Genomic DNA, 21844 nt, shown 5'->3' with positions numbered 1-21844 from the left:
AGCGAGGCTTAGGCTTCGCTTTTTTCAGTTTACATAAACCACTTAATCAAAACATCGAACATTCATTTGAAAGTACATAAAAAAATATTAATTTCATTAAACTTATTGACTATCAACCCTTTAAATTCTAAAGCGAATGCAAAAAAAACGTTATATTTCTCTAACAGTTCAAGTAATTTACGTGCTTATTACGGCACTCCAACTTATTTTTATTCCGAATACGCTTCTCGGAATGTTCGGTTTTGAACCAACCTCCGAAATTTGGATAAAAGTTTTCGGCGTAGTATTACTTTCACTCGCTGTTGTTTACTATGGAATTATAGAATACGGCAACGACGAAGTTGTGAGTTTCACTATTTGGAGCAGATTGTTGGTCGGTACTGGATTTACAATTATGGCTATCACAGATGTTGCTCCAATTACGCTCATTCTTTTTGCGGGAATTGATGTGGCTACTGCCATTTGGACTTGGTTTGAATTGAAAAAACAAGCATAACGAATTATATTTTGAGAATCAGTCATTATCAAGTACTGATTCTCTTTTTTTACGTCTTCCATTGGATTATAACAAAAGTTTGCCTACCATTAAATAAATTTTCTTTAGCTTATTTAATGAAAAGATATATCTTTGGACAATTTACAAGAACAAAAAAAGTCGAACTGCTAATGACAAAACTTTTACTTATTGACGACCATCAAGTATTACTCGATAGCTTACGATTGCTATTTAAATCTATCGAAAATGTAGAAGTTGTGGGCATATTGAATGACAGCAGAAAAGTAAGCCAATTTCTTGATAATCAAGAGGTTGATATTTTAGTTTCTGATTTACACATGCCCTATTTTAGTGGTATTGACCTCACTTTACAGTTAAAAAAAACACATCCAAACCTTAAAATACTATTATTGACAATGGCAGAAGATGCTCCTCATATTCGAGAGGCATTGAGGGCTGGCGTTCATGGTTACGTACTAAAAAAGACAGGAAAAGATGAATTAGAAAAAGCTATTATAAAGCTGATGGAAGGCAAGAAATATTATAGCGAAGCGGTGATTGAAGAATTGGCTGCTACGGCTGATGACGATTATAATGATGCCCGTCCCGAGACAATCGAACACCTAACGGCAAGAGAAATTGAGATTTTAAAATTGATTACCCAAGAAAAATCAACTTCTGAAATTGCAGAATCACTTTTTATCAGCGTTTCGACGGTTGAAACTCACCGTGCCAATTTGATGAAAAAATTGAATGTAAAAAGTGCAATCGGCATGGTAAAGTTTGCCATTAAACATGGCTTGGTAGAGTAAAACGTCAAACTGGAATCAAAACTTCACTTCTAACACCTTGATTTTCAATGTTTTGCAAATCCCAAACTCCATTCAGCGATTCCACTCTTGCCTTTACATTTTTCATGCCTTTGCCATCACTTTCATTCTTGAAAGTGCCAATTCCGTTGTCTGAAACTACTAACTTTATTTGCTTTTCGGTTCGTGAAAGTGCAATTTTTGCTTCGGTCGCTTTTGAGTGTTTCATTATATTATTGACCAATTCGAGGCAAATACTATATAACTCAAACTCAATTTTATTATCAACTCTGCCAAAATCTTCATCAATTTTCAAATCAACATGAATCGTTGAGTTTTTATTCATTTTCCTTAGAAAACCTTTCAGAATTATAGTTAATCCTTGCTTTTCAAATTCTTCGGGCAGGAGATTATGCGACAGCAAACGCACATCATTATACGCTTTTTCGAGGTTTTCTCGCAGGTTTTGATGAATTTCCTTTTCCTCTTTATTCATCTTTGATTTATCAATAGTATCTACACTAAGCCAAAGTGCAGAAAGTGTGCTGCCCAAATTATCGTGCAAATCGAGAGCAACTCTTTGGCGTTCGATGGTTTGACCTTTGAGCATGGCTTCGGAGATTTCTCTATTTTTTTCAAGAAGCTGAGAATTGCTATTTTTCAGTTTTTTATTTGTAAGAAATACATAAATCGTTGATAATAAACCAATTGCACTTATTGCAATCAAAAACCATCGAAATTGATTTTGTCTTTCATTCTCTGATTTTAGTTTTTCATTTTCTGATTTTTGAAGTTTTTCAGTTTGCTCTTTTAATGTTAATTGTGATTTTATTCCCTCCACTTGCTGTGCAGTCTGATTTTTATTTACAGAATCTTCATAAACTCTTCTAAATTCTAAATATTTTAAAGCAGTTTTATAATTTCCTAAACCTTTTTGAATTTGATAGTCATATAAACTATATCTTAAAGAATCATTAGAGTAAATATTTGGGTAAAAAGTATAATACTTCAATTTTTTCAAATGTTCGTTAGCTTTTAATAAATTATCCTTTTCAATATATATTTTTATTAAATCTTGCCGAACATTTATCTGATAATCAACATAATCATCGGGTGTTATTTTTAGTGTGTTTTCCAATAAATTAATACCTTCTTTCTCTTTTCCCAACTTATAAAAACTAAATCCTAAATTAAAATTATTGACAATTTTATGCTTTTTGCTAACATTTTTAAGGGCAGAAATTTCATAAAAAGATGGCAATGCTAATTTATATTGATTTCTCGTCATATAATAATCGCCTTTGTAAGTCAAGGATTGAGAAAGCAAGGCCACATCATTGATATTTCGAGCAATACGTATTGTTTTTTCAATATATGGCAATCCCGCCGGAGAGTCTGTATAGTGAGTAAATGCAGATGAAATACGAAGCAAAGTAAAAATCTGACAATTATAATCTTTTAAATTTTCAAAAGCTTTTTCTGCTTCAAATAAATACGTCAATGATTCGATAGGTTTTCGTTTAAATAACAGAGAATTCCCAAGAATTAAATTAAGATGTGGCACTTTTTTCACATCGTTCTGATACTTTGAGTAATTGTTGAAGATTTCTGTATTTTGATTGTCTAAAGAATTATATAAATTGATGTTTGGAAAATAATGTATCATGGTGTCTAATACTTCTATCAATCTTTTGTTTCTTGAAATTGATTCTTTAATCTTTGAGATTTCATCAAAGTTTTTCTTATGAACTAAAAAAAGCTCATTATTTTCATGTTGCCCATCCACTTTTGGAGCAATTAAGAAAAAAAATACTACCAATAAAAAGAAATTAATTTTACTCATATCAAAGTTTTTTAAATCAAAATTTCATTTATAACTCCTTGATTTTCTATATTTTTCAAATTCCAAACACCATTCAGCGACTCAACTCTTGCCTTTACATTTTTCATGCCTTTTCCATCGCTGTCGTTTTTGAATGTGCCAATTCCATTATCGGAAACAATTAGTTTTATTTGCTTTTCATTGCGAGAAAGTTCGATTTTTGCTTCAGTTGCTTTTGAGTGTTTCATAATATTATTGACCAATTCGAGACAAATACTGTATAACTCAAATTCGATTTTATTATCAACTCTACCAAAGCCTTTATCTATTTTTAAATCAAAATGAATCGCTGAGTTTTTATTGATTTTTCGAACAAAACCTTGTAAAGTTGTTGCTAAACCTTGCTTTTCAAATTCTTCGGGCAGGAGATTATGCGACAGCAAACGCACATCATTATAGGCTTTTTCGAGGTTTTCTCTAAGGTTTTGATGAATTTCCTTTTCTTCAATATTCATTTTTGATTGGTCAATCATATCCAAACTCAACCAAAGTGCCGAAAGTGTGCTTCCTAAATTATCATGTAAATCAAGTGCAACTCGTTGGCGTTCGATGGTTTGACCTTTGAGCATTGCTTCGGAGATTTCTTTGTTTTTCTTTTTTAATTTATTGTTCGAGTAAAAAACACTACCAATAATTAGTAAAAGCAATGAAATAACGGCTGTGCCAAAATATTTTAAAGTTGATTGTTTTTCTGCTTCTTTTTTTAAGTTTTCATTCTCCAATGCAGTGATTTTTAGTTTATTTTGGTCGGTTTGGTATTTGAGATTTAGTTCATTAAAATCTTTGATTTGAGCATTTTTATTTTTACTATTTTTAATTTGCTCAAATTTTTGAAAGTATTTGTACGCGTTCTCAAAATCTCCTAATCCAAAATATGTTTTATGTATAATTTCTAATGCGTTTAGCTGATAGGTTATAAAATCAAATCGCTGACCCAATAATTTAATAATTTCATCTACTGCGTAAAGTGCATTTAAGCTATAGTTTAAGGATTTTTCAAATTCTTTATTTTTTAGGTAATGTTTTGAAGCATTACTTAAATAAACATGATTTACATAAAATTTATAGCTCAAATGAAAATCAAAAATAGGACTAAGAAGAAGGGTAGAATACAAATTGAAATATTTATTTGCTAATTCTGATTCGTTGAGGTTAATGTAACACGATGCGAGGGAAGAATAAATTGTTGGCAAAATTGACTGTGTTTTTTTTGTAATCGCTAATTTCTCTGCAATTTTCAAATAATATAGCCCCTTTTCATAGTCTTCTGTTTCTAAATAATGGTCGCCAAGATAATCATAGGCTCTTACGATATCAATTTCAGACCCTGAAATTTTAGCTAAACTTAAAGCCTTATCATAATAAATAAGTGCTTTTTTTTGCTCTGATTTTTCACGGAAATAATAAGTAAATGCAACGCCCGTACGGAGATAAACCCAAGAAGCATAAGTAAAGTATTTATTTTTTTCAAATTCATCCGCAATTGTTAATAATTCAAATTGGCTTGTTGTAATATCTTTATTTAGAAAACTTGAAAGGAGGAATGCCGTTCAGTTTTTATTTAAAGTAGCATATAATTTAAGTGAATCTTGCCATTTTTCAACATTGACAGAATGTATTTGAGTAAGACGGAATATAAAATCAACGATAATACTATCTTTTTTGGCACTTGGAAGTAACTTCTTTGCCTCTGCCAATTCCTTTATGAACAAGGTTTGTCCACAAACATTATTGGCAAATAAAACTATCAATACCAAGAAAAGATAGCTACGTTTCTTCATCATTTGAATCAATATATTTTCTGAAATTTCTACAAAAGCCATCACATTTCCAAGTACGCTACTCAAATATCATGGTAAACCATGAGAACAAAATCATGGTTTACCACTACTGAAATTCATGGTAAACCATGAGAAATTATTCTTTCAAGAACCTACACCTTTGTCATACAAACCAAAACACCACAAAACGGCTATGACCTTGACAAAACGTGAGCAAGAAATACTGGAGCTAATAGCCAACGAACTAACAACCGAACAAATAGCTAAAAACTTACACATTAGCATACCAACCGTAGAGAGCCATCGCAGAAATATGTTCCGCAAGATGGGTGTACAGTCGGTTGTTGGCTTAGTAAAAGAAGCCTTGAAAAACAAATGGATAAAAATTTAGACCTTAAAACAGCTTTTGCTATGGAAAATACAATTCCGATTGGTGGATTTCGCTCCGTAAAGCCCGAAGAAATAATGTTGCTACAAGCCGATGTAAACTATACGGTTGTTCATTTCAAAAATGGCGAAAAGTTTATCGTAGCCACGCCACTCAAAAGCCTACAAAGTCGCCTTGAACCATTTAATTTTTATCGAACACATAAATCTTTTTTGGTAAATCTAAATTGTGTAAAACACTTTTTAGAACCACATAAACTAGTACAAATGACTGATAACAAACGAATTATCGTTTCCAGAAGAAAAGTAAATGGTTTAAAAAAGTCACTTTTGGCAAGTTAAGATTAACCTTTAAATCGAATTGCCTACCGTTAAATCAGATTTGGAGAAGAGTGCTTGTAATTATTGTAAAATTTGAACCTAAAATAAATTTAAAACCATTTCTAATCAAATTAACCCTAAAAAAATGAAAACATCTAATTTCTTACTATTTCTTGCTATTTATGGCTTCATTACTGGTGGCATGATGCTCTTCAACGCTGCTGGCTCATTGGAAAACTTTGGCGTACCGCTCATCGACCAAACCCATATTGTTATTTTACAATATTTGGGTCTAACAGATATTGCCTTATCATTGATTGTTTTTCTACAAAGAAATGAGCAATCACCATCGGTTATTAAATCTCTCCTCATAACCTATTTATTTATCACTATTGGTAGTTTTTTAAAGGCACTTTATGATGTTTATATAATAAATGTTCCGAGCAACACTTTCTTCTGGGTTGACATGAGTGTTAGGCTTTTAGTGGGCTTGGTATGTGTTTTTTATTTGCTTAGAATCGACAAAAAAAATGATTAACATTTCAATAAATTCTCTTAAAACCTATAAAATCTCTTTACCAATAACCCAAAAACAAAAATGAAAACCTCAAATTTCTTACTCTTTTTTGCCATTTATGGCTTCATTGCGGGCGGCATGATGCTTTTTAACGCAAATGGTTCATTAGTAAACTATGGCATACAGCCTATCGACCAATTCCACATTGTTATTTTGCAATACCTCGGTTTGGTTAATATTACAGTAGGATTGCTGATTTTTCTTCTCCGAAACGAACAATCAGAAAAAGTCATAAACGCCATTCTACTTTATGGACTAATTACCTGTGTTGGTAGTTTTTTGAAAGCCTGTTATGATATTTTCCTGAAAGATGTTCCGAGCAATACTTTCTTCTGGGTTGATATGAGTTTTAGACTTTTAGTGGGTTTAGTATGTGCATTTTTCATATTTCGAGCAAATAAAACAAATGAACAACCTTTGTTTTCTTAAAACATTTTAACTATCAAAACAATGAAAAAATTATTAATACTCCTATGTACACTTTTTTCTTTATCAAGTTTAGGTCAAGAAAAGTTTACGCTTGAAACCTATAAAAAATTTAATGCAGATTTTAACGCCAATCCTGCCAATTCTATTGAAAAAAATACAACCAAAGACTATTTGCTTACTACTGGTGTAGGCGGAAAATACAATAGTATTGAGTTGGTTTCTAATCTCAAAAATATTTATGGTAGCATGGAGATAATAACCCAAGATGAGAAAATACAGCAATTAGGCAATGTGGCTATTGTATCTGGAAGTTTTGTTCAGAAAGATACTTATAAACACGCTCCGAACACCATCAATGTACACAAAGGCGTATTTAATTATATCTATTTTTATGAAGGTAAAGGTTGGAAATTAGCCTCTTCGCAGCATTCTGATATTTTTCCAGAAAAAATGTTAGATGAAGCCGCTATCAAGAAAGTAATTCAAGCTGAAACACAAGCCTATATTGATGGCGACGGCAAAAAACTATTGAGCTATTGGGCAGATAAAAAGACTAATGAAAGTGCCAGCCAGTATTTAGTACCAATCTTAGGTCAGCCTTACGCTGTGGGCGAAAGTATGGAAAAGCTTCAAAACTTAATTGTTCCAAATCTCAAAAAGCAGGACATCATGATAGAGAGAGATAATATAGAAATCAGAATTAATAATAATATGGCTTGGGCAACCTATACTCAAAAAGCTAATGCCAATGGGAAAACTTTACAAACCGACCGTGAAACTCGAATTTTAGAACGCATCAATGGCGAATGGAAACTTGTGTATGTGGGCGAGCAGGCGATGAAGTGAGTTTTTTCTGATAATCGTTCAATCAAATACCTTACTGCTAAATGGAATTTGGGGTAGGGTATTTGATTTTTTTAAATCGAAAATTTTTTAATCCCCTATAAACTTTTTAAGACAATGAAAATTTTATTTTTTATTTCGATTTTATTCCTGCTTTTTTTTAACAGTGGATTTTCACAAAATACAGTTAATTCACAAAACTATTTTTCATTACCCAAAGTAACAACACCGCCCACTACTTGTCTTGCAAATGAAAAAGGCTATATGGTGTATTGTACCTCAGATAATAAGATTTACTACTGCAATGGTACTACTTATCAAAACCTTACAGGAATCAGTTCTAATTTCTTTTCATTAGATGGATATTCGATTGTCTCTCAAGGGAAAGTAAAACTAAGTGGACTTAGCACAAACGAAACCTCAATTCAAAATAAAGTGTTGACCGCAGTTGATAATTTTGGAACTGTTGAATGGGGCAATGCTGCTGGTGGAGGCGGTTCAAAAGGGTTTTCAGTAACAGGTGCAATTCCGTCTTCAACTGGGCAGACATTCACTGGTAATACTGCAACTAAGCTAACTATATTAAATATAGAAGATTTTGACGATGCGAACCAGTTTTCAACAAACAGTGCATTTACAGCAAGTGAGCCAGGAATGTATCACTTTGATTTAAAGATGAATATTTTTCCAGTTACTGTACCTGTTCCAGAAGCGACTGTGTCTATAATTCAAATTCGAAAAAACGGTGCAAATGTCAGAGTTTCTACGCAAGCAGTCGTCATGGGTGGTGTAGATTATAATACTTCATTTAACTTAAAATTAGCTACTAATGATACAATTGAAATATTTGCATACACAACCGCTGGTTATATTATGAAAATTTATGGAGGCACTTTTCTTAGCTTTAGTGGTTATAAAGTTTATTAAATTTAGAATGAAATCATGAAAAAAGAAATACGCTTTTGCAATCATTCTCCCAATTTTGAATTGACAAAAATATTCAGAAATAATTGGAGCAAAATAATTCTAACTCTGGCTTTTGCAATTCCCAACCATTTATTTGGGCAATTGGCAATTCAATTAGATACTGCTACGGTCAGAGAAGGAACTTATAGAGCAATTGGTATAACGCCTTCTGGAGCTTCTTTTAGTACAAATACCAAATTTTACCTATCAGTTAGAACTAAAATTACATTTAGTGCTACTGTTGATGCAAGCTCTCCCAAATACATAAACGAATTTACTAATGAATCACTCATTGAGGAATGCCGAGGAAAACGAAAGTTTTGTTACGAAGCACCAATACAAGGCATATATCCAATTGTGGGAGATAATCGAGTGATTTGGAATGTTGAAACAATTTATTCGGTTTTTTCAGCTTCTCCTTATTTGAAAGTTGATTTTGTTCCTACAATTTCAGTTACTGGAAGTAATAATAAAATTTGTTCTTCGTGTGATAAAGATACACTTCAAATTCTAAATTTATCGGAAGTAATTAATAAAAATAGCTACGAAGTACCACGTGAAGCCACTGTCCATCATTACTTTCTTGTGAAAAACAAGAAAAATGAGCCTGTCAAAGATGTACTACTAAAATATCAGATTAATGGTCGCCCTGAGATAATATCCTCCCCACCAAGTGATAAGTTTGGCTTGGTTGATTTGACAGTGAAAGTTGGTGGCGGAAATGTAGAGAATAGTTCAGATGATAAAATTTTGGCAGGGACACAGAAAAGTCTCAGTTTCGTTGATGCAGCAATTGCAAATGTAAGTTGCGAGTTACTTTCAAATGCTTTTAGCAGCCCATCTAATACACTGGCTAATAATGGCAGGTCTTCTTTAAATAATGATTTAACCATATCCGTAATTGAAAAAGCTCCTAAAATTAAAGAAGAGTTCGGCATGAGTGCAAAGGATGAATTAGAGTTTTCTGTTAAAAGCCCTGATTTACAATTACCAGGTGTAAAAGCAAAAATTGGAGGTTCATCGGTGGGCTTCGGAATAACATCAAATCCAGCATTAATAATCAATCCAAAGAGTGCCACAAACTGGAGCGTAATTGTATCTACTCCATTGGGATTAAATGTAAAGGCAAAAGTTGCAGCGAATATCAAAGTTTCAAATGAAATTGAAGTCGGTTTAGGCGAGTTTAAAGGCAAATTAGCTGTAAACACAGTTGGAGAATATGGCTATGACATTGATTTGAATAGCCGATATGATTGCTTTTTTCTTGGTAGCAAAACGTTTTTACTCTTTGCTCCAAATCCATTTTCATTTCTTGCTCAAACTTATTTAGAAAGACTATCGAGAATTATTGATAAATCTATTACATCTGACAAGAACGGCTTTAATTTAGAAATTGAAGCAAAAGGATCTGTAGGACTAACATCTTTTAAGTTATTCACTCCTAAATCTAAAGAAAATAAATTCGAGGTATTTAATGGTATATTTAATCTAAGTGCTAGATTAGATGCCAATATCAATATTGAGTCAAACGATGAATTCTCAGCTTCTGACGGGACTTTTACTACTACAAACAGAATTACCGCTTTAAAAGAAAACAATACTACTGTAGAAATTGGTCTTGGGGGTGGTGTAGATAAGATGGTTAATCAAATCAAATTCACTCCTTTTAAATGGTCTTCAAATTCCGAAAAGTTTCAAGTTTCTCTTAAAAAAAATACTGATGAATTCCCTTCATCTGAAAGAAAAACAAATTACGGAATAATTGAGTTTTCGACAGAAAAAGCAATATCTATTGCTGGTTCAGAATATAAAATAGCTAACATTAACAACTTTAAATATTCCGGTCGAGTATTACAAAAATTAGAAAGCAAACCTATTCTTACTGCGACAAATGCTCCATATAGTAATTTAGTTTTAGAGAAGTCAGTTTTTCCAGTATTAAGTTTAGCCTCTAATATTGTAACAGATGGGACTAATATTTACAAACAAATATTTGATTTTAATGATATAGTCTTTCAAAATTTCGATGATAATTGGAATGAAAACGATGTAGTAATTTCAAATAGAAGAAAAATCACTAAAGTTTCAAATAATGAATTTGAAATTGAAATTCCGTTATCGCCGACATATAGCTTAAAAAAGGTGATAGGGTATAAAGCTTGGAATAGTTATCAACATCATGGGCGTGAATACTCTAATGTAAAAGATTTTGATTCTTTATTAATGACCACTGATTATCCAGATATTGAATCAAATTTAGAGCTACCCAACTCATATCCTATGATTTACTTTTGGACTAAGCTCTCCGAAGGATTATTTAACTCTACCACTGAAGAAAAACAATTCGGTAACCAATTTATCACTTCAAAAGAAGAAACAGTCAGTAATTCTCCTATAACTTTGTCGAATAGTAATCAAGGGCAAGTCAGCAGACTGTCCTTAGATGCCAAACAAATAGGAAGTCAGAAAGATAAAAGTGCGAATACCAATGAAACCCCAAGTGTTTTTACATTTACGATACCTCCAGCAAGTCAGGCATTTAATAGTGGTACTAAAATTAATTTTTTATATTATTATCCAGAAAACCAACTTGATGCCAAAACCAGTTTAGATACATTCAAGTTGATAACTGATACTTTTTTTTTAGATGCAATTGATGGAACAAATAAATTAAGCACAGCTCCAAATGGTAATTTTACTATCAATACACAGTTTAGCAACTATGAATTGAAGTTAGCTGGGCTTGCAGAAAATTTAGTCCCAAGAGTTTTGTTTTTACCAAATGGTAGTGAGGTTTGGGAGGATATTGGAGCTGCAAACCAAACTATTAACTTTAATCGACTTGGGATTTTTGCTTTGGGAGTTGGACTCCAAAATGATTATGACCCACCTATCATTGTTGTTACGCCTCCACCGACTTTTACTGATAATAATTCATTCACAATAACTCTTATTGATAATGCATCGGGAATTGATTGGAGCAAAACCTCATTTATATGTAATGGTGCATTAATTCCAATAGTACGAAATGGAACATCAAATACGTTTACAATTTTGATTGCGGATGTACCCAAAATCTCAGATAATACATTTAACATATCTATTTATACCTCTGATTTAGCATTGCACAAACAGGAGTTTCATCAAATTTACCCTTGTGCTTCTTCAATAAGTTTTGTAAATATAGTAGGAAGTAGTTTTATTCCTATCAACAAACACCAAGCAAGCCAAACCATCGAAGTGAGCGGCTCGTCTGTCATACCACCATCAATAGAACTAAAAGCGGGGAAATCTATTATGCTAAGCCCTGGTTTTAACACAGATAATTCGGGAGGTTACTTCAAAGCAGAAATTGGTGGTTGTAATTCATCAATTGCTCCAGCACAACCAGCCAATTTCACCGTAAGTTCTTCTGTCGTGTGTAATGGACAAACTGGTGTAGTATATACAATTCCGAATGAAGCAGGGGTAACATATAACTGGTCATACTCAGGAACAGGGGCTACATTAAATGGAACGTCGAATAGTATTACGATTAATTTTGCAAACAATGCCACTTCGGGTAATTTGTCTGTTACTGCTACCAATAATGCAGGCACAAGTCCAAGCAGAATCTTGAGCATTATAACAAATTCTCCATCAAGCCCACCAACAACAACAGGTAAATCTATCGGAATAGGCACATCTACAAGTCTTTCTGCTACTGGATGTACAACTTACAAATGGTACGACCAAGCTACAAATGGCACTTTGCTTTTTACAGGAAATATATTTGTAACTCCTACTTTAAATGCCAATACTACCTATTATGTAGCATGCTCAAACTCACCGTGTTCAGAAACAACACGTACATCGCTCTTGATTTCAGTGGGTTCTGTACCTACTCAACCCTCGCCCATAGTTGGCGGAGGAACAGCTTGTCAGGGAAGAAGTGGATTGACTTATTTAGTAACTGCAGTTGCAGGAGCAACTTCCTACACTTGGACATACTCTGGAACAGGCGTAACATTTGTGGGTGGTATCAATAATACCAGAACTATCACTCTTGATTTTTCATATACTGCCACCTCAGGAATTTTAAGTGTAACTGCTAATAATGCCTATGGGTCAAGTACCGCACAAACAATGTCTATTAGTGCCAGTCCTGCACCGAATGCACCAACGGCATCGGGTATGACAATTTCTTCGGGCAATTCGGCAAACTTAACAGCCACAGGATGCTCTACATATAAATGGTATAGTCAAGCAACATTAGGAACGGCAACTTATACAGGTCAAAACTTTACAACTCCTACCTTAAATTCAACCACAACCTATTATGTGGCTTGTAATAATGGAACATCTTGTGAGTCTCCACGTGTAGCAGTTACTGTAACTATTCCTTAACAATCAATCGTATTAAGACATGAAAAAAATATTAATCATTTATCTTTTGATTCTAACAATCAATCAAACCCTTGCCCAACAATTCCCCACCTTCGATTGGGCAAGGGTGGCTAATGAAGGCTATCCATCTATTCCTTCGGTTGGCACTAATTATAGTTCTGACATACGCCTTATCAAGCGTGATGCGGCTGGAAATATGTATGTAAGTGGGCAAATCAACAAAGCCATGAAGTTTGCCAATCAGGATATTTATGCCCAAGACTATTTCGGGAATATTAATGGCTACTATCTGATGAAACTTAACCCAACAGGTGAAACTATTTTATGGGTTAAGACATTGGTTTATGGGGATATTTCTGAATTTGATTTGGGCAATGATGGATTCATTTACGTAGTATCACAAGGGAGCGGAGGAGGCACTCTTAAATACGGTGATGCTACCACAGCGGGTGGAGCATCATACCCCAATGTGGCAGGCGATGCACTTTTATATAAAATCAATGCAAGTAACGGAAATATGGTTTGGATTAAGAAGGCAAATTCTGCAAACGTAGGTGGTGCAAATTATAAATTTATTCAAACCGATAATACGGCAATATATGCAACTGATGTATTAGGACCCAATGCAAACAATAGCACTACGAACAGGGGATATAGAATCTTTAAAGCGACAAAAGCAGGAATTGATACTGACCCAAGTTTATATATCAATAATAAGGTTTGGACGCTTGATAAAGCGTGGTTTGCAGCCAATGTGGACTCAAAGTTTGAGAACCACATTTTTGATATGAAACTGACCAACAATAAACAAAGTCTTTGGGTTTATTTAAAAACAGGCGATGTTTGGATTAATGATTTCTCCAATCAACAATTTGATACAACGGAAATGATTGTGATTCGTTTGGATAACCTGAATGCTGCTACCCCGACGGTTGGTTTTATGAAGAGGTATCCGTCTCTTCATTGCCCAGATAAAGGACAGTTAGAAATTGATAGTCAAGGAAATGTGTTACTGACTGGTTATTTCGGTGTAAGCCCTACCTATAATTCTCCTATAGTTAATGGAAACGGAACAGTAACATACGGTGGGGTTACTTATGAATTACCAATGAATTCATCTAAACAATTTATTGCTAAACTTTCGCCAACGGGTGTTGAAACTTGGATAAAATTTTATGATGTACAATTCCCCTATCTATTTAGAAGTTTAACGCTTGATTCCAGTGATAATATGTATGTGGGCGTACCATCTGCTGTTAATGAAAACTTTAACACTATTGGTTCATTTTCGAGCCTTAATGATGCTTTATTAATTATGAAAATGAAACCGAATGGTGACCAAGTATATATGTGGTCGAATGAGGAAAGTAATAGTATAGGTGGTGAAGCTGTTTTATGTGCAACAGGAGCTGATGGGCTTCTGATAGGTACTGGTGGAACGATAAGACGGCTTCCTGATGCACAAGCCTATTTCAAAGTAGGTACAAAAGAAGTTTTTGATGGTGGAGGATTTGTTTTGTCAAATTTAAAACATTCAGGTACGACCAAGCCTTTTGAGGAATTCAAAAGATTAAAAAATATAAACACAGGTTGGGGACTTCAATATGGTCATTATAGCTCACACCCTACCAAATTTACTGAATTGGGAGGCAATCTCGTCTTTTTTGGTTGGACTTACACAGATTTAAACAAGTCCTGCTATTTGTGGAAGACCAACGGAACTGAAGCAGGTACAATACCCCTGGCTGAAATTTATAATGAAAATTACCAAAATAATGGAGGAATTTCCTCACAACCATATAGTGGTGAAATAGTAAAAACTCCAACTCATTTATATTTTGAAGGACAAAGTAAAATACCAAATACAACTACCTACCAACGAGAAATCTGGAAATCAGACGGAACAATAGGGGGAACAATTAAAATCAAATCTTTTCTTGGAGGAAATCAAGGCGATGGTGGAACAAAAGAATCGTTATATGATATTTTTGATATGGAGTATTGCAATGGATTGGTGTTTTTCACCATGACAGATAACATTTCAAGTAAAATTGATTTGTGGAAAACAGATGGTACAGAGGTAGGAACGGTAAGGGTTTATGAAAATTGCCAGTCGGAAATACAATCTTATAATAACCAAATCTATTTCTTCATTGCTGGTGTTCCTGACCAATTCAATAATGTAAGCTATTCGATGAGAAGACACAATGGAACATCAGGGGGTTTTGTAAAATCTATCGGTTCTTCTACGTCAGCAAAAATCCCAAGATTTTTTGGCGTGGCCAATAACCTAATGTTATTTGTGGCTGATGGAACTATCGTTGTAAATGGAAACAATGTAAATTCGGGTATGGAACTTTGGAAATCGGATGGAACAAGCACTGGAACAAGTATTGTAAAAGATATTAACCCTGAAATTCCAAACAATTTCCCCCCTGGACCTTTTTCATCTGGAAAAGATGCCATTAAATATTCTAATAAATCACTCTATCTTGGAGCAAACTTTAATTTACCGAATTTAGATACTCGAAGCATCATTCATAATAATGTACTCTATTTTAATGCAGACGACGGTGTAAATGGTAGTGAAGTATGGAAATCTGATGGAACAGAGACGGGTACGGTTTTAATAAAAAATATTGCTACTGGAAGTTATACCGATATTTGGGGACAAACCTACCCTTCAAGTTCAGACCCTGCATATTTCTATCCTTTCAATGGAAGTGTCTATTTTGTAGGTTTTGATAATACGAGTAATGGAAATAGAGGATTTCATAAAACTGATGGTACAACTAATGGTACAGTATTGGTAAAAAGCGATATACTAACAGGTTCTTATAATATTGACCCCTATTATAATTCAATTCATGGAAGTGTTGAAGCAAGTGAAAAAATGCCATACGCTGTTCTAAACAACAGATTATATTTTGCTGGGAAAGAAACACCAACTCCAGTTACAGCTCAAGACAGTGAAATTTGGTCTACAGACGGTACGACAGAAGGCACTAAGCAATTAAAAAATTTAACAAAAGTGGCTTCCACAACTCCTGTGAATATGTATGCTTGGAATGGTAGTTTATATTTCACCATGCATAAATATCAAAATGTAAGAAATTTTTACTACCCAGCAGTAGAAGCAGAACCTTGGAAATTTACTCCTGCTACCTGTACAAACCCTGCCCCAGCAGGCCCATTGGCAACAACACCAACAATTCTGGCAAGTTATCCTGCCACTATTCAAAGTAATGGTTGCCTTGGTATTGTAAAATGGTATGCCGCAGCATCTGGCGGTTCACCTATTTTTACAGGAGATAATTATACTACACCTTTGCTCAATGCCACTACTACTTATTACCTTAGTTGTACGTTTAATAATTGCGAAAGCCAGCGTAGCCCTGCAACAGTTACTGTCAATCAACCAAATTGTACTACTTTACCTGCCGTGCCTTCAAGTGCGGGTGGTAGTGTGGTAAGCGGGAATAGCCTAATACTTTCAGCAATAGGCTGTTCTGAACAAACCCGTTGGTATGGGCAAGCATCGAACGGAGCAATTTTAGCTCAAACACCTACTTTTACTACGCCAATTCTTACGACTCCTACAACTTATTATCCTGTTTGTTTTGTATTGGGTTGCGAAAGCCCAAGAACAGTTTTGGATAATGTAACTATCACACCTTCGAGCGGTCAAGCTCTTGATTTTGATGGAATTGATGATGCTGTTACAATTCCTATCAATGTAGGTTTTAACTCACTTTCGTTCACAATAGAATCTTACACAAGGTTTGATATTAATAACCGAAACCAAACCATCATGGACAACAGCCAACGTTGGATGTACTATAATTACGCCCAAGCAGGGAGTTCAATCAAATTTGGTTTTGCTGAGAATGGTTCACCACGTGAAGCAGGGTTTAGTTTTACGCCAACGGCAGGGACTTGGTATCATTTAGCTTGTACATTTAATAATACCACCAAAGAATGTAGTTTTTATATCAATGGTGAATTACAAGATATTCAAACCTTAAATTACACCGCAAGTCAAACAAACTTTGGAATGAAATTAGGAAATCATTATACATTTACTGGCTATGAATTAGACGGCAGACTTGAAGAAGCACGCTTTTGGAATATTACCAGAACAGAAACTCAAATTGGAGTTAATTTTAACAAAGAATTAAGTGGTAACGAAAGTGGTTTGGTTTTCTACTATAAATTTGATGGAGAAGCAACTTGTGACGTACAGGATTGTTCCCCAAACCAATTACACGGCACAAGGTCAGGAGCAATAGGAACTAATAATAAACCACAGTTTTTTAATACAAGTGTTGCTCTGATTGATGTAAATTGTGGAGTTTCGAGTGCTTGCACACTCTTAAATCCTTGTTTATCATCACTCGGAATTTCGTCACCAAATTATAGTACAGAAACAGTGATTCGCCAAGCAAGTGCCACCAGTGGCTTACTAACAGCCACCAACCAAATAACAAACACTGCAAAAGTAAGCTATCAATCCAAAGTAATTTTGTTAAGTACAGGCTTCAAAGCACAACCAACCAATGGTGGTTACTTCAAAGCCGAAATCGGCGGTTGCAACTAAATAATACTTCCTTCTTCACAACAAAACGGATGGTTTAATACAAAATATTAAATCAGCCGTTTTGTTTTTATTTTTTCATTAATTTTACAAAATAATAAACTTATGAATTCATGCACCACAAAACTAAAATACTCTCCTCATTAGTTATTCTTACCTTCTTTGTCAGTTCATGTATCACCAGTATTACGCCAAAAACTACGACTACGGGTATCAAGGGCTTTCCCGAAGGATTAGAAAATGCCTCTAAGAGTGGTTATGCAGGCGGGAATATCGAACTAACGGGCGGAAGTTGGTACTTTGAAGATGCTCTGATTGGCTCAAGTGCCAATGATTCAAAAAATGGAGCAAAATCTGTTAGGATTAGAGAATTAGGCTTTATTCGAATGAATTATGATATTTTAGGAGTAAAAGATATTACTATTTCTCATGCCGCTTATCAAGGCGATGGAGATAGTGAATGGGATTTATACATTTCGAAAAACAGTGGGGCGAGTTGGACAAAATTTAATAATACCCAAAAAACAACGGGCAGTAAGTTTACAACTGTGGCGTTCGCTATCAACGAACAAAGTAAAATTCGCTTTGAAATAAGAAAGATTTCGGGCGGAGCGAATCGCCTTAATATTGATGATATAATTATTTCTTCCACTGGTGATTCGCCAACCAAATTAAACATTGCCACTCGTGATGATAATTTGGCAATGGGAAACCCAAGCAATGCCGATTTGAATGATGAGAATAATTATTTGATGATAAAAAATCAATACGTTTTGTCGTATAATCGTAGCAAAAGTACAGCAAATTGGGTAAGTTGGCACCTAAGTACCGCTTGGAAAGGAAATACACATCGCACCGATAATTTTCGTCCAGACCAAACGCTCCCAAGTGCTTGGTATAAAGTTATAACTTCCGACTATACCAATTCAGGTTTCGACCGTGGGCATCTTTGCCCTTCCGATGATAGAGATGGAAGTTTTGAAGACAATGATGAAACATTCTTGATGACAAATATTGCACCACAAGCCCCCAATAATAATCGTGGACTTTGGGCAGATTTAGAAGCTTATTCACGCAAAATTGCCGAAGGTGGCAACGAACTTTATATCATTGCAGGGGTTTATGGTAAAGGTGGAACGGGTAGCAATGGTGGAAAAACTAATACGCTGGATAATGGAAAAGTGATTGTACCAGAATCATTCTGGAAAGTTATAATAATCTTACCAATTGGTAGCAACGATATTAGCCGAATAGATTCCCAAACTCGAGTAATAGCCGTAAATGTGCCAAACAAAGAAAGTGTAAATGGCACAAAATGGGGCGATTATCGACTAAATATTGATGATTTAGAAATATTGACGGGCTATGATTTCATGTCGAATGTACCAAGTGCTATTCAAAAAACGTTAGAATCTCGTAAAGATGATGGACCAACCTTGAAAGTTGCTAATTTTCGATACTAATACCAATCTTTCTTAAATTAAGTAATTTTATTCAACCTATAAACTTTCTGACCTAATTAGTCCATGAAAAAATTATACTTCACTATTCTACTGACTGTCACATTTTTAGCTAATATTTCGGCACAATTTCTTACGAACTCCAACCTTCCCATTATTTTAATCAATACCAATGGAGCAACCATTTATGACGAACCCAAAATAAAAGCTGACTTAAAAATTATTTATAATGGTGTTGGAAAAATCAATAAAACCACCGATGCTCCAAATCATTATAATGGTTTAGCTGGGATAGAATATAGAGGTTCATCTTCACAAATATTTCCCAAAAAAGGCTATGGCATTGAGCTTTGGGACGATAAATTAGCCTCTAAAGAAGTAAGTCTTTTTGGAATGCCTAAAGAATCCGACTGGATACTTTTTGCTTCTTACAACGAAAAAAGCTTCATGCACAATGTACTTACAATGCGAATCGCTCGTGAAATGGGCATGTATGCAACTCGTACACAATATGTTGAAGTGCTTGTGAATGATGTATATATGGGAGTTTATGTTTTTGAAGAAAAGATAAAACGAGCCACTGGCAGGGTAGATATTGCCAAATTGAAAGAAACTGACCTAAAAGGAGATGATATTACGGGTGGCTATATATTTAAAGCTGATAAAACTACTGGAGCAAAATTAGGTGGTTGGAATTCAAAATATCCAAATTACAATAATTTTAAAACAAATTTTACCTATTTTCAATATGAATCACCCAATACTATCACTTTTGAACAAAAAACATATCTCAAAAATTATGTTGATATTGCCGAAAAAACGTTAAATGATGCCAATTTCAGAGATAAAACTAATGGCTACCGAAAGTATTTTGACACTAAATCATTCATTCAGCTTTTTTTGGTAAACGAACTCTCAAAAAATGTAGATGGCTATCGAATCAGTACCTATTTTTACAAAGATAAAGATAGTAAAGGTGGGAAAATAAAGGCGGGTCCACCGTGGGACTATGATATTACCTATGGAAATGCCGATTATTGTGACGGAAATTCACCTTTTGGATTTGCTTATAATTTTAATAAAGTTTGTAGCAACGATTATTGGCAAGTACCCTATTGGTGGGAAAAAATGTTGAGTGACTCGGCATTTGTTAAGGAATTAGGGCAAGAATATGCTTTTCAAAGGAAACATGGAGCATTACAAACCGATAGAATAAATAAACATATTGATTCACTAACAAATGATTTGAAAGAACCAATTGTTAGGAATTTTCAGAAATGGCAAATTTTGGGTATTTACGTTTGGCCTCAACCAAAACCCTACGCAAGCACTTGGTTTGGAGAAGTTGATGAACTCAAAAACTTTATTACTCAACGACTCACGTGGCTTGACAATAATATTCAAACAAATTTTATTATTACTGCCAATGAAGATGATGGGGAAAATATTGCAATTAAAGCATTTCCAAATCCATTTTTAGAACGAATAAATATCAATATTCAAGCACAAATTCCTGAAAAAGTCCAATTTACCCTTTTAGATAATTTAGGCAAAACACTTTTTAACATCACCGAAAATATACAACCAGGAAACAACGATTTTAATATACAATTGCCTGATTATCAGCATTTTAGTGGAGTGAAATTTCTGAAAATAGAAATCAATGGAAAGACAATTACAAAGAAATTGGTGCAACAATAATTGGACGAATCATGTAGGTATGTTCTATTCCATCTTCGATGTAATCATTACCTGTGAGTTCAAAACCGAGTGATTGGTAAAATTTAATCAAATAGCTTTGGGCTCCGATTTTTATCGGCTCATTGCCGAACAATTCAATGGTTTTTTCGATAGATTTTTGAATTAAAAATTTACCCATACCACAACCTCGTTTATGTGCCGACGTTACCACTCGACCAATAGAAGTATAGTCTTCATAGTAAACACTTTTGTCAAAAAGGCGAGTATAGGCAGCTAACTTATGATTTTGGTCAAGCACCATTAGATGCCAAGCCAATTGATCTTTTGCATCGGCATCTACAAAAGGACAGTTTTGCTCAACTACAAAAACTTCCTGACGAAGAATCATAATAGAGTAAAGCTCGTCCAAACTTAACTCATAAAACGGCACACATTTGATACTAAAATCCATATGAAACTTAATTTTGAGTAAATGTTAGAATGATAGAATATATTTGTAAGTAATTTTAAAATATGATATTCATTTATTGAATTTATGCTGCTCAACTTACATACACATCACGCCGAAAAGCAAGCTGATGAACAAATAATTTTCAATCTCATTATTCCAGAGTCAAATGAAGAATTAGAAACTTTTCCAGAAGAATCACCCACTAATTCTTGGCTTTCAGTAGGAATTCACCCTTGGTATATAAGCCAGCCAAATCAAAAACTTCAACTAAATAAACTAAGACAAATAGCTTATAATCAATCAGTTAAATTTATTGGAGAATGTGGTTTAGATAGATTAAAAGGCTCGCAACTACCCTTACAAGAAGAAATTTTTATCAAGCAAATTCGTATTGCCGAGGAAGTAAAAAAGCCAATCTTGATTCATTGTGTAAAATGTTTTAATGAGCTAATTTCCATCAAAAAAATTGTTCGTCCAAAAGTACCGATGATTATACATGGTTTCAATAATAATATCGAAGTTGCCAAATCTTTACTGGAACGAGGTTTTTATCTCTCTCTGGGAGCATCTTTGATGAATGATGATTCAAATACTGCAAAATTTTTACAACAAATTCCACTCGAAAAACTTTTCTTTGAAACCGATGACAAGGCAATTTCTATTAAAAAAATCTACGAGAAAGCATCATTTTTGTTAAATATTCCCCTAAATACATTAGAAGATGTTATTTTTGCAAATTATTTAATGATTTGTGGGTGAAC

General features: G+C 34.1%; 17 protein-coding genes. 13 read left to right on the top strand and 4 right to left on the bottom strand.

From position 1 onward, the window contains the following. Positions 1 to 136 precede the first annotated feature (136 nt). Positions 137 to 496 carry a hypothetical protein gene (locus ACH2CJ_RS16400; RefSeq protein WP_394994039.1) on the top strand — a complete coding sequence of 120 codons (360 nt, stop codon included), beginning with the start codon at positions 137 to 139 and terminating at the stop codon, positions 494 to 496. Between the two features lie 170 nt (positions 497 to 666). Then, positions 667 to 1308, top strand: a complete 642-nt coding sequence (locus ACH2CJ_RS16395; RefSeq protein ID WP_394994037.1) for a response regulator — start codon at positions 667 to 669, stop codon at positions 1306 to 1308. A 4-nt stretch (positions 1309 to 1312) separates the two neighbouring features. On the opposite strand, the gene ACH2CJ_RS16390 is transcribed toward ACH2CJ_RS16395, so the two are convergent. The 3 genes from ACH2CJ_RS16390 to ACH2CJ_RS16380 form a co-directional block, all read right to left on the bottom strand. After that, positions 1313 to 3148 (bottom strand): histidine kinase, encoded by a 1836-nt coding sequence (locus ACH2CJ_RS16390; RefSeq protein WP_394994035.1) that lies wholly within the window; start codon positions 3146 to 3148, stop codon positions 1313 to 1315. Between the two features lie 11 nt (positions 3149 to 3159). Then, positions 3160 to 4428, bottom strand: a complete 1269-nt coding sequence (locus ACH2CJ_RS16385) for a sensor histidine kinase (protein WP_394994034.1) — start codon at positions 4426 to 4428, stop codon at positions 3160 to 3162. A gap of 309 nt (positions 4429 to 4737) precedes the next feature. Continuing rightward, positions 4738 to 5034: a hypothetical protein gene (locus ACH2CJ_RS16380; RefSeq protein ID WP_394994033.1), complete on the bottom strand. Its 297-nt coding sequence runs from the start codon at positions 5032 to 5034 to the stop codon at positions 4738 to 4740. A gap of 127 nt (positions 5035 to 5161) precedes the next feature. Here ACH2CJ_RS16380 and ACH2CJ_RS16375 point away from each other — a divergent pair, with 127 nt between their 5' ends. From ACH2CJ_RS16375 to ACH2CJ_RS16330, 10 genes are all read left to right on the top strand, one after another. Continuing rightward, the gene (locus ACH2CJ_RS16375; protein ID WP_394994032.1) at positions 5162 to 5359 is read left to right on the top strand and encodes a response regulator transcription factor; all 198 of its coding nucleotides are present in this window, start codon (positions 5162 to 5164) and stop codon (positions 5357 to 5359) included. Then, the gene (locus ACH2CJ_RS16370; RefSeq protein WP_394994031.1) at positions 5344 to 5697 is read left to right on the top strand and encodes a LytR/AlgR family response regulator transcription factor; all 354 of its coding nucleotides are present in this window, start codon (positions 5344 to 5346) and stop codon (positions 5695 to 5697) included. The genes ACH2CJ_RS16375 and ACH2CJ_RS16370 overlap by 16 nt, the downstream gene beginning before the upstream one ends. A 124-nt stretch (positions 5698 to 5821) precedes the next feature. Further along, positions 5822 to 6214 carry a hypothetical protein gene (locus ACH2CJ_RS16365; protein ID WP_394994030.1) on the top strand — a complete coding sequence of 131 codons (393 nt, stop codon included), beginning with the start codon at positions 5822 to 5824 and terminating at the stop codon, positions 6212 to 6214. Between the two features lie 60 nt (positions 6215 to 6274). Next, positions 6275 to 6682 carry a hypothetical protein gene (locus ACH2CJ_RS16360; RefSeq protein WP_394994029.1) on the top strand — a complete coding sequence of 136 codons (408 nt, stop codon included), beginning with the start codon at positions 6275 to 6277 and terminating at the stop codon, positions 6680 to 6682. Between the two features lie 21 nt (positions 6683 to 6703). Beyond that, positions 6704 to 7528, top strand: a complete 825-nt coding sequence (locus ACH2CJ_RS16355) for a nuclear transport factor 2 family protein (protein ID WP_394994028.1) — start codon at positions 6704 to 6706, stop codon at positions 7526 to 7528. Positions 7529 to 7642: 114 nt separating this feature from the next. Further along, positions 7643 to 8452 carry a hypothetical protein gene (locus ACH2CJ_RS16350; RefSeq protein ID WP_394994027.1) on the top strand — a complete coding sequence of 270 codons (810 nt, stop codon included), beginning with the start codon at positions 7643 to 7645 and terminating at the stop codon, positions 8450 to 8452. A 15-nt stretch (positions 8453 to 8467) separates the two neighbouring features. After that, entirely contained in the window at positions 8468 to 12877 is a 4410-nt protein-coding gene (locus ACH2CJ_RS16345; RefSeq protein ID WP_394994026.1) for a 3-coathanger stack domain-containing protein, read from the top strand. 19 nt (positions 12878 to 12896) lie between these two features. Further along, a complete protein-coding gene (locus tag ACH2CJ_RS16340) occupies positions 12897 to 17474 on the top strand; it encodes a LamG-like jellyroll fold domain-containing protein (protein ID WP_394994025.1) in 4578 nt (1525 codons plus the stop codon). A 110-nt stretch (positions 17475 to 17584) separates the two neighbouring features. Beyond that, complete coding sequence (locus tag ACH2CJ_RS16335; protein WP_394994024.1) at positions 17585 to 18934, top strand: DNA/RNA non-specific endonuclease; 1350 nt, start codon at positions 17585 to 17587, stop codon at positions 18932 to 18934. A 63-nt stretch (positions 18935 to 18997) separates the two neighbouring features. Further along, positions 18998 to 20632: a CotH kinase family protein gene (locus ACH2CJ_RS16330; protein ID WP_394994023.1), complete on the top strand. Its 1635-nt coding sequence runs from the start codon at positions 18998 to 19000 to the stop codon at positions 20630 to 20632. On the opposite strand, the gene ACH2CJ_RS16325 is transcribed toward ACH2CJ_RS16330, so the two are convergent. Further along, on the bottom strand, positions 20607 to 21083 hold the full coding sequence (locus ACH2CJ_RS16325; RefSeq protein WP_394994022.1) for a GNAT family N-acetyltransferase: 477 nt from the start codon (positions 21081 to 21083) through the stop codon (positions 20607 to 20609). The two genes, ACH2CJ_RS16330 and ACH2CJ_RS16325, sit on opposite strands and share 26 nt — an antisense overlap. An 84-nt stretch (positions 21084 to 21167) precedes the next feature. On the opposite strand from ACH2CJ_RS16325, the gene ACH2CJ_RS16320 reads away from it, so the two are divergent. Then, entirely contained in the window at positions 21168 to 21842 is a 675-nt protein-coding gene (locus tag ACH2CJ_RS16320; RefSeq protein ID WP_394994021.1) for a TatD family hydrolase, read from the top strand. The last annotated feature ends 2 nt before the right edge of the window (positions 21843 to 21844 follow it).

It is taken from the genome of Emticicia sp. (assembly GCF_043780375.1).
Classification (GTDB): domain Bacteria; phylum Bacteroidota; class Bacteroidia; order Cytophagales; family Spirosomataceae; genus Emticicia.
The sequence above is the reverse complement of the archived record's forward strand: the minus strand, read 5'-3'. Positions and strand labels throughout refer to the sequence as shown.

Bases quoted from the DNA above. Each gene is read 5' to 3' on its own strand.
- ACH2CJ_RS16325 (WP_394994022.1), bottom strand. From the start codon at position 21,083: ATGGATTTTAGTATCAAATGTGTGCCGTTTTATGAGTTAAGTTTGGAC.
- ACH2CJ_RS16345 (WP_394994026.1), top strand. From the start codon at position 8,468: ATGAAAAAAGAAATACGCTTTTGCAATCATTCTCCCAATTTTGAATTG.
- ACH2CJ_RS16350 (WP_394994027.1), top strand. From the start codon at position 7,643: ATGAAAATTTTATTTTTTATTTCGATTTTATTCCTGCTTTTTTTTAAC.
- ACH2CJ_RS16395 (WP_394994037.1), top strand. From the start codon at position 667: ATGACAAAACTTTTACTTATTGACGACCATCAAGTATTACTCGATAGC.
- ACH2CJ_RS16370 (WP_394994031.1), top strand. From the start codon at position 5,344: ATGGATAAAAATTTAGACCTTAAAACAGCTTTTGCTATGGAAAATACA.
- ACH2CJ_RS16365 (WP_394994030.1), top strand. From the start codon at position 5,822: ATGAAAACATCTAATTTCTTACTATTTCTTGCTATTTATGGCTTCATT.
- ACH2CJ_RS16390 (WP_394994035.1), bottom strand. From the start codon at position 3,148: ATGAGTAAAATTAATTTCTTTTTATTGGTAGTATTTTTTTTCTTAATT.
- ACH2CJ_RS16360 (WP_394994029.1), top strand. From the start codon at position 6,275: ATGAAAACCTCAAATTTCTTACTCTTTTTTGCCATTTATGGCTTCATT.
- ACH2CJ_RS16330 (WP_394994023.1), top strand. From the start codon at position 18,998: ATGAAAAAATTATACTTCACTATTCTACTGACTGTCACATTTTTAGCT.
- ACH2CJ_RS16400 (WP_394994039.1), top strand. From the start codon at position 137: ATGCAAAAAAAACGTTATATTTCTCTAACAGTTCAAGTAATTTACGTG.
- ACH2CJ_RS16335 (WP_394994024.1), top strand. From the start codon at position 17,585: ATGCACCACAAAACTAAAATACTCTCCTCATTAGTTATTCTTACCTTC.
- ACH2CJ_RS16375 (WP_394994032.1), top strand. From the start codon at position 5,162: ATGACCTTGACAAAACGTGAGCAAGAAATACTGGAGCTAATAGCCAAC.
- ACH2CJ_RS16355 (WP_394994028.1), top strand. From the start codon at position 6,704: ATGAAAAAATTATTAATACTCCTATGTACACTTTTTTCTTTATCAAGT.
- ACH2CJ_RS16340 (WP_394994025.1), top strand. From the start codon at position 12,897: ATGAAAAAAATATTAATCATTTATCTTTTGATTCTAACAATCAATCAA.
- ACH2CJ_RS16320 (WP_394994021.1), top strand. From the start codon at position 21,168: ATGCTGCTCAACTTACATACACATCACGCCGAAAAGCAAGCTGATGAA.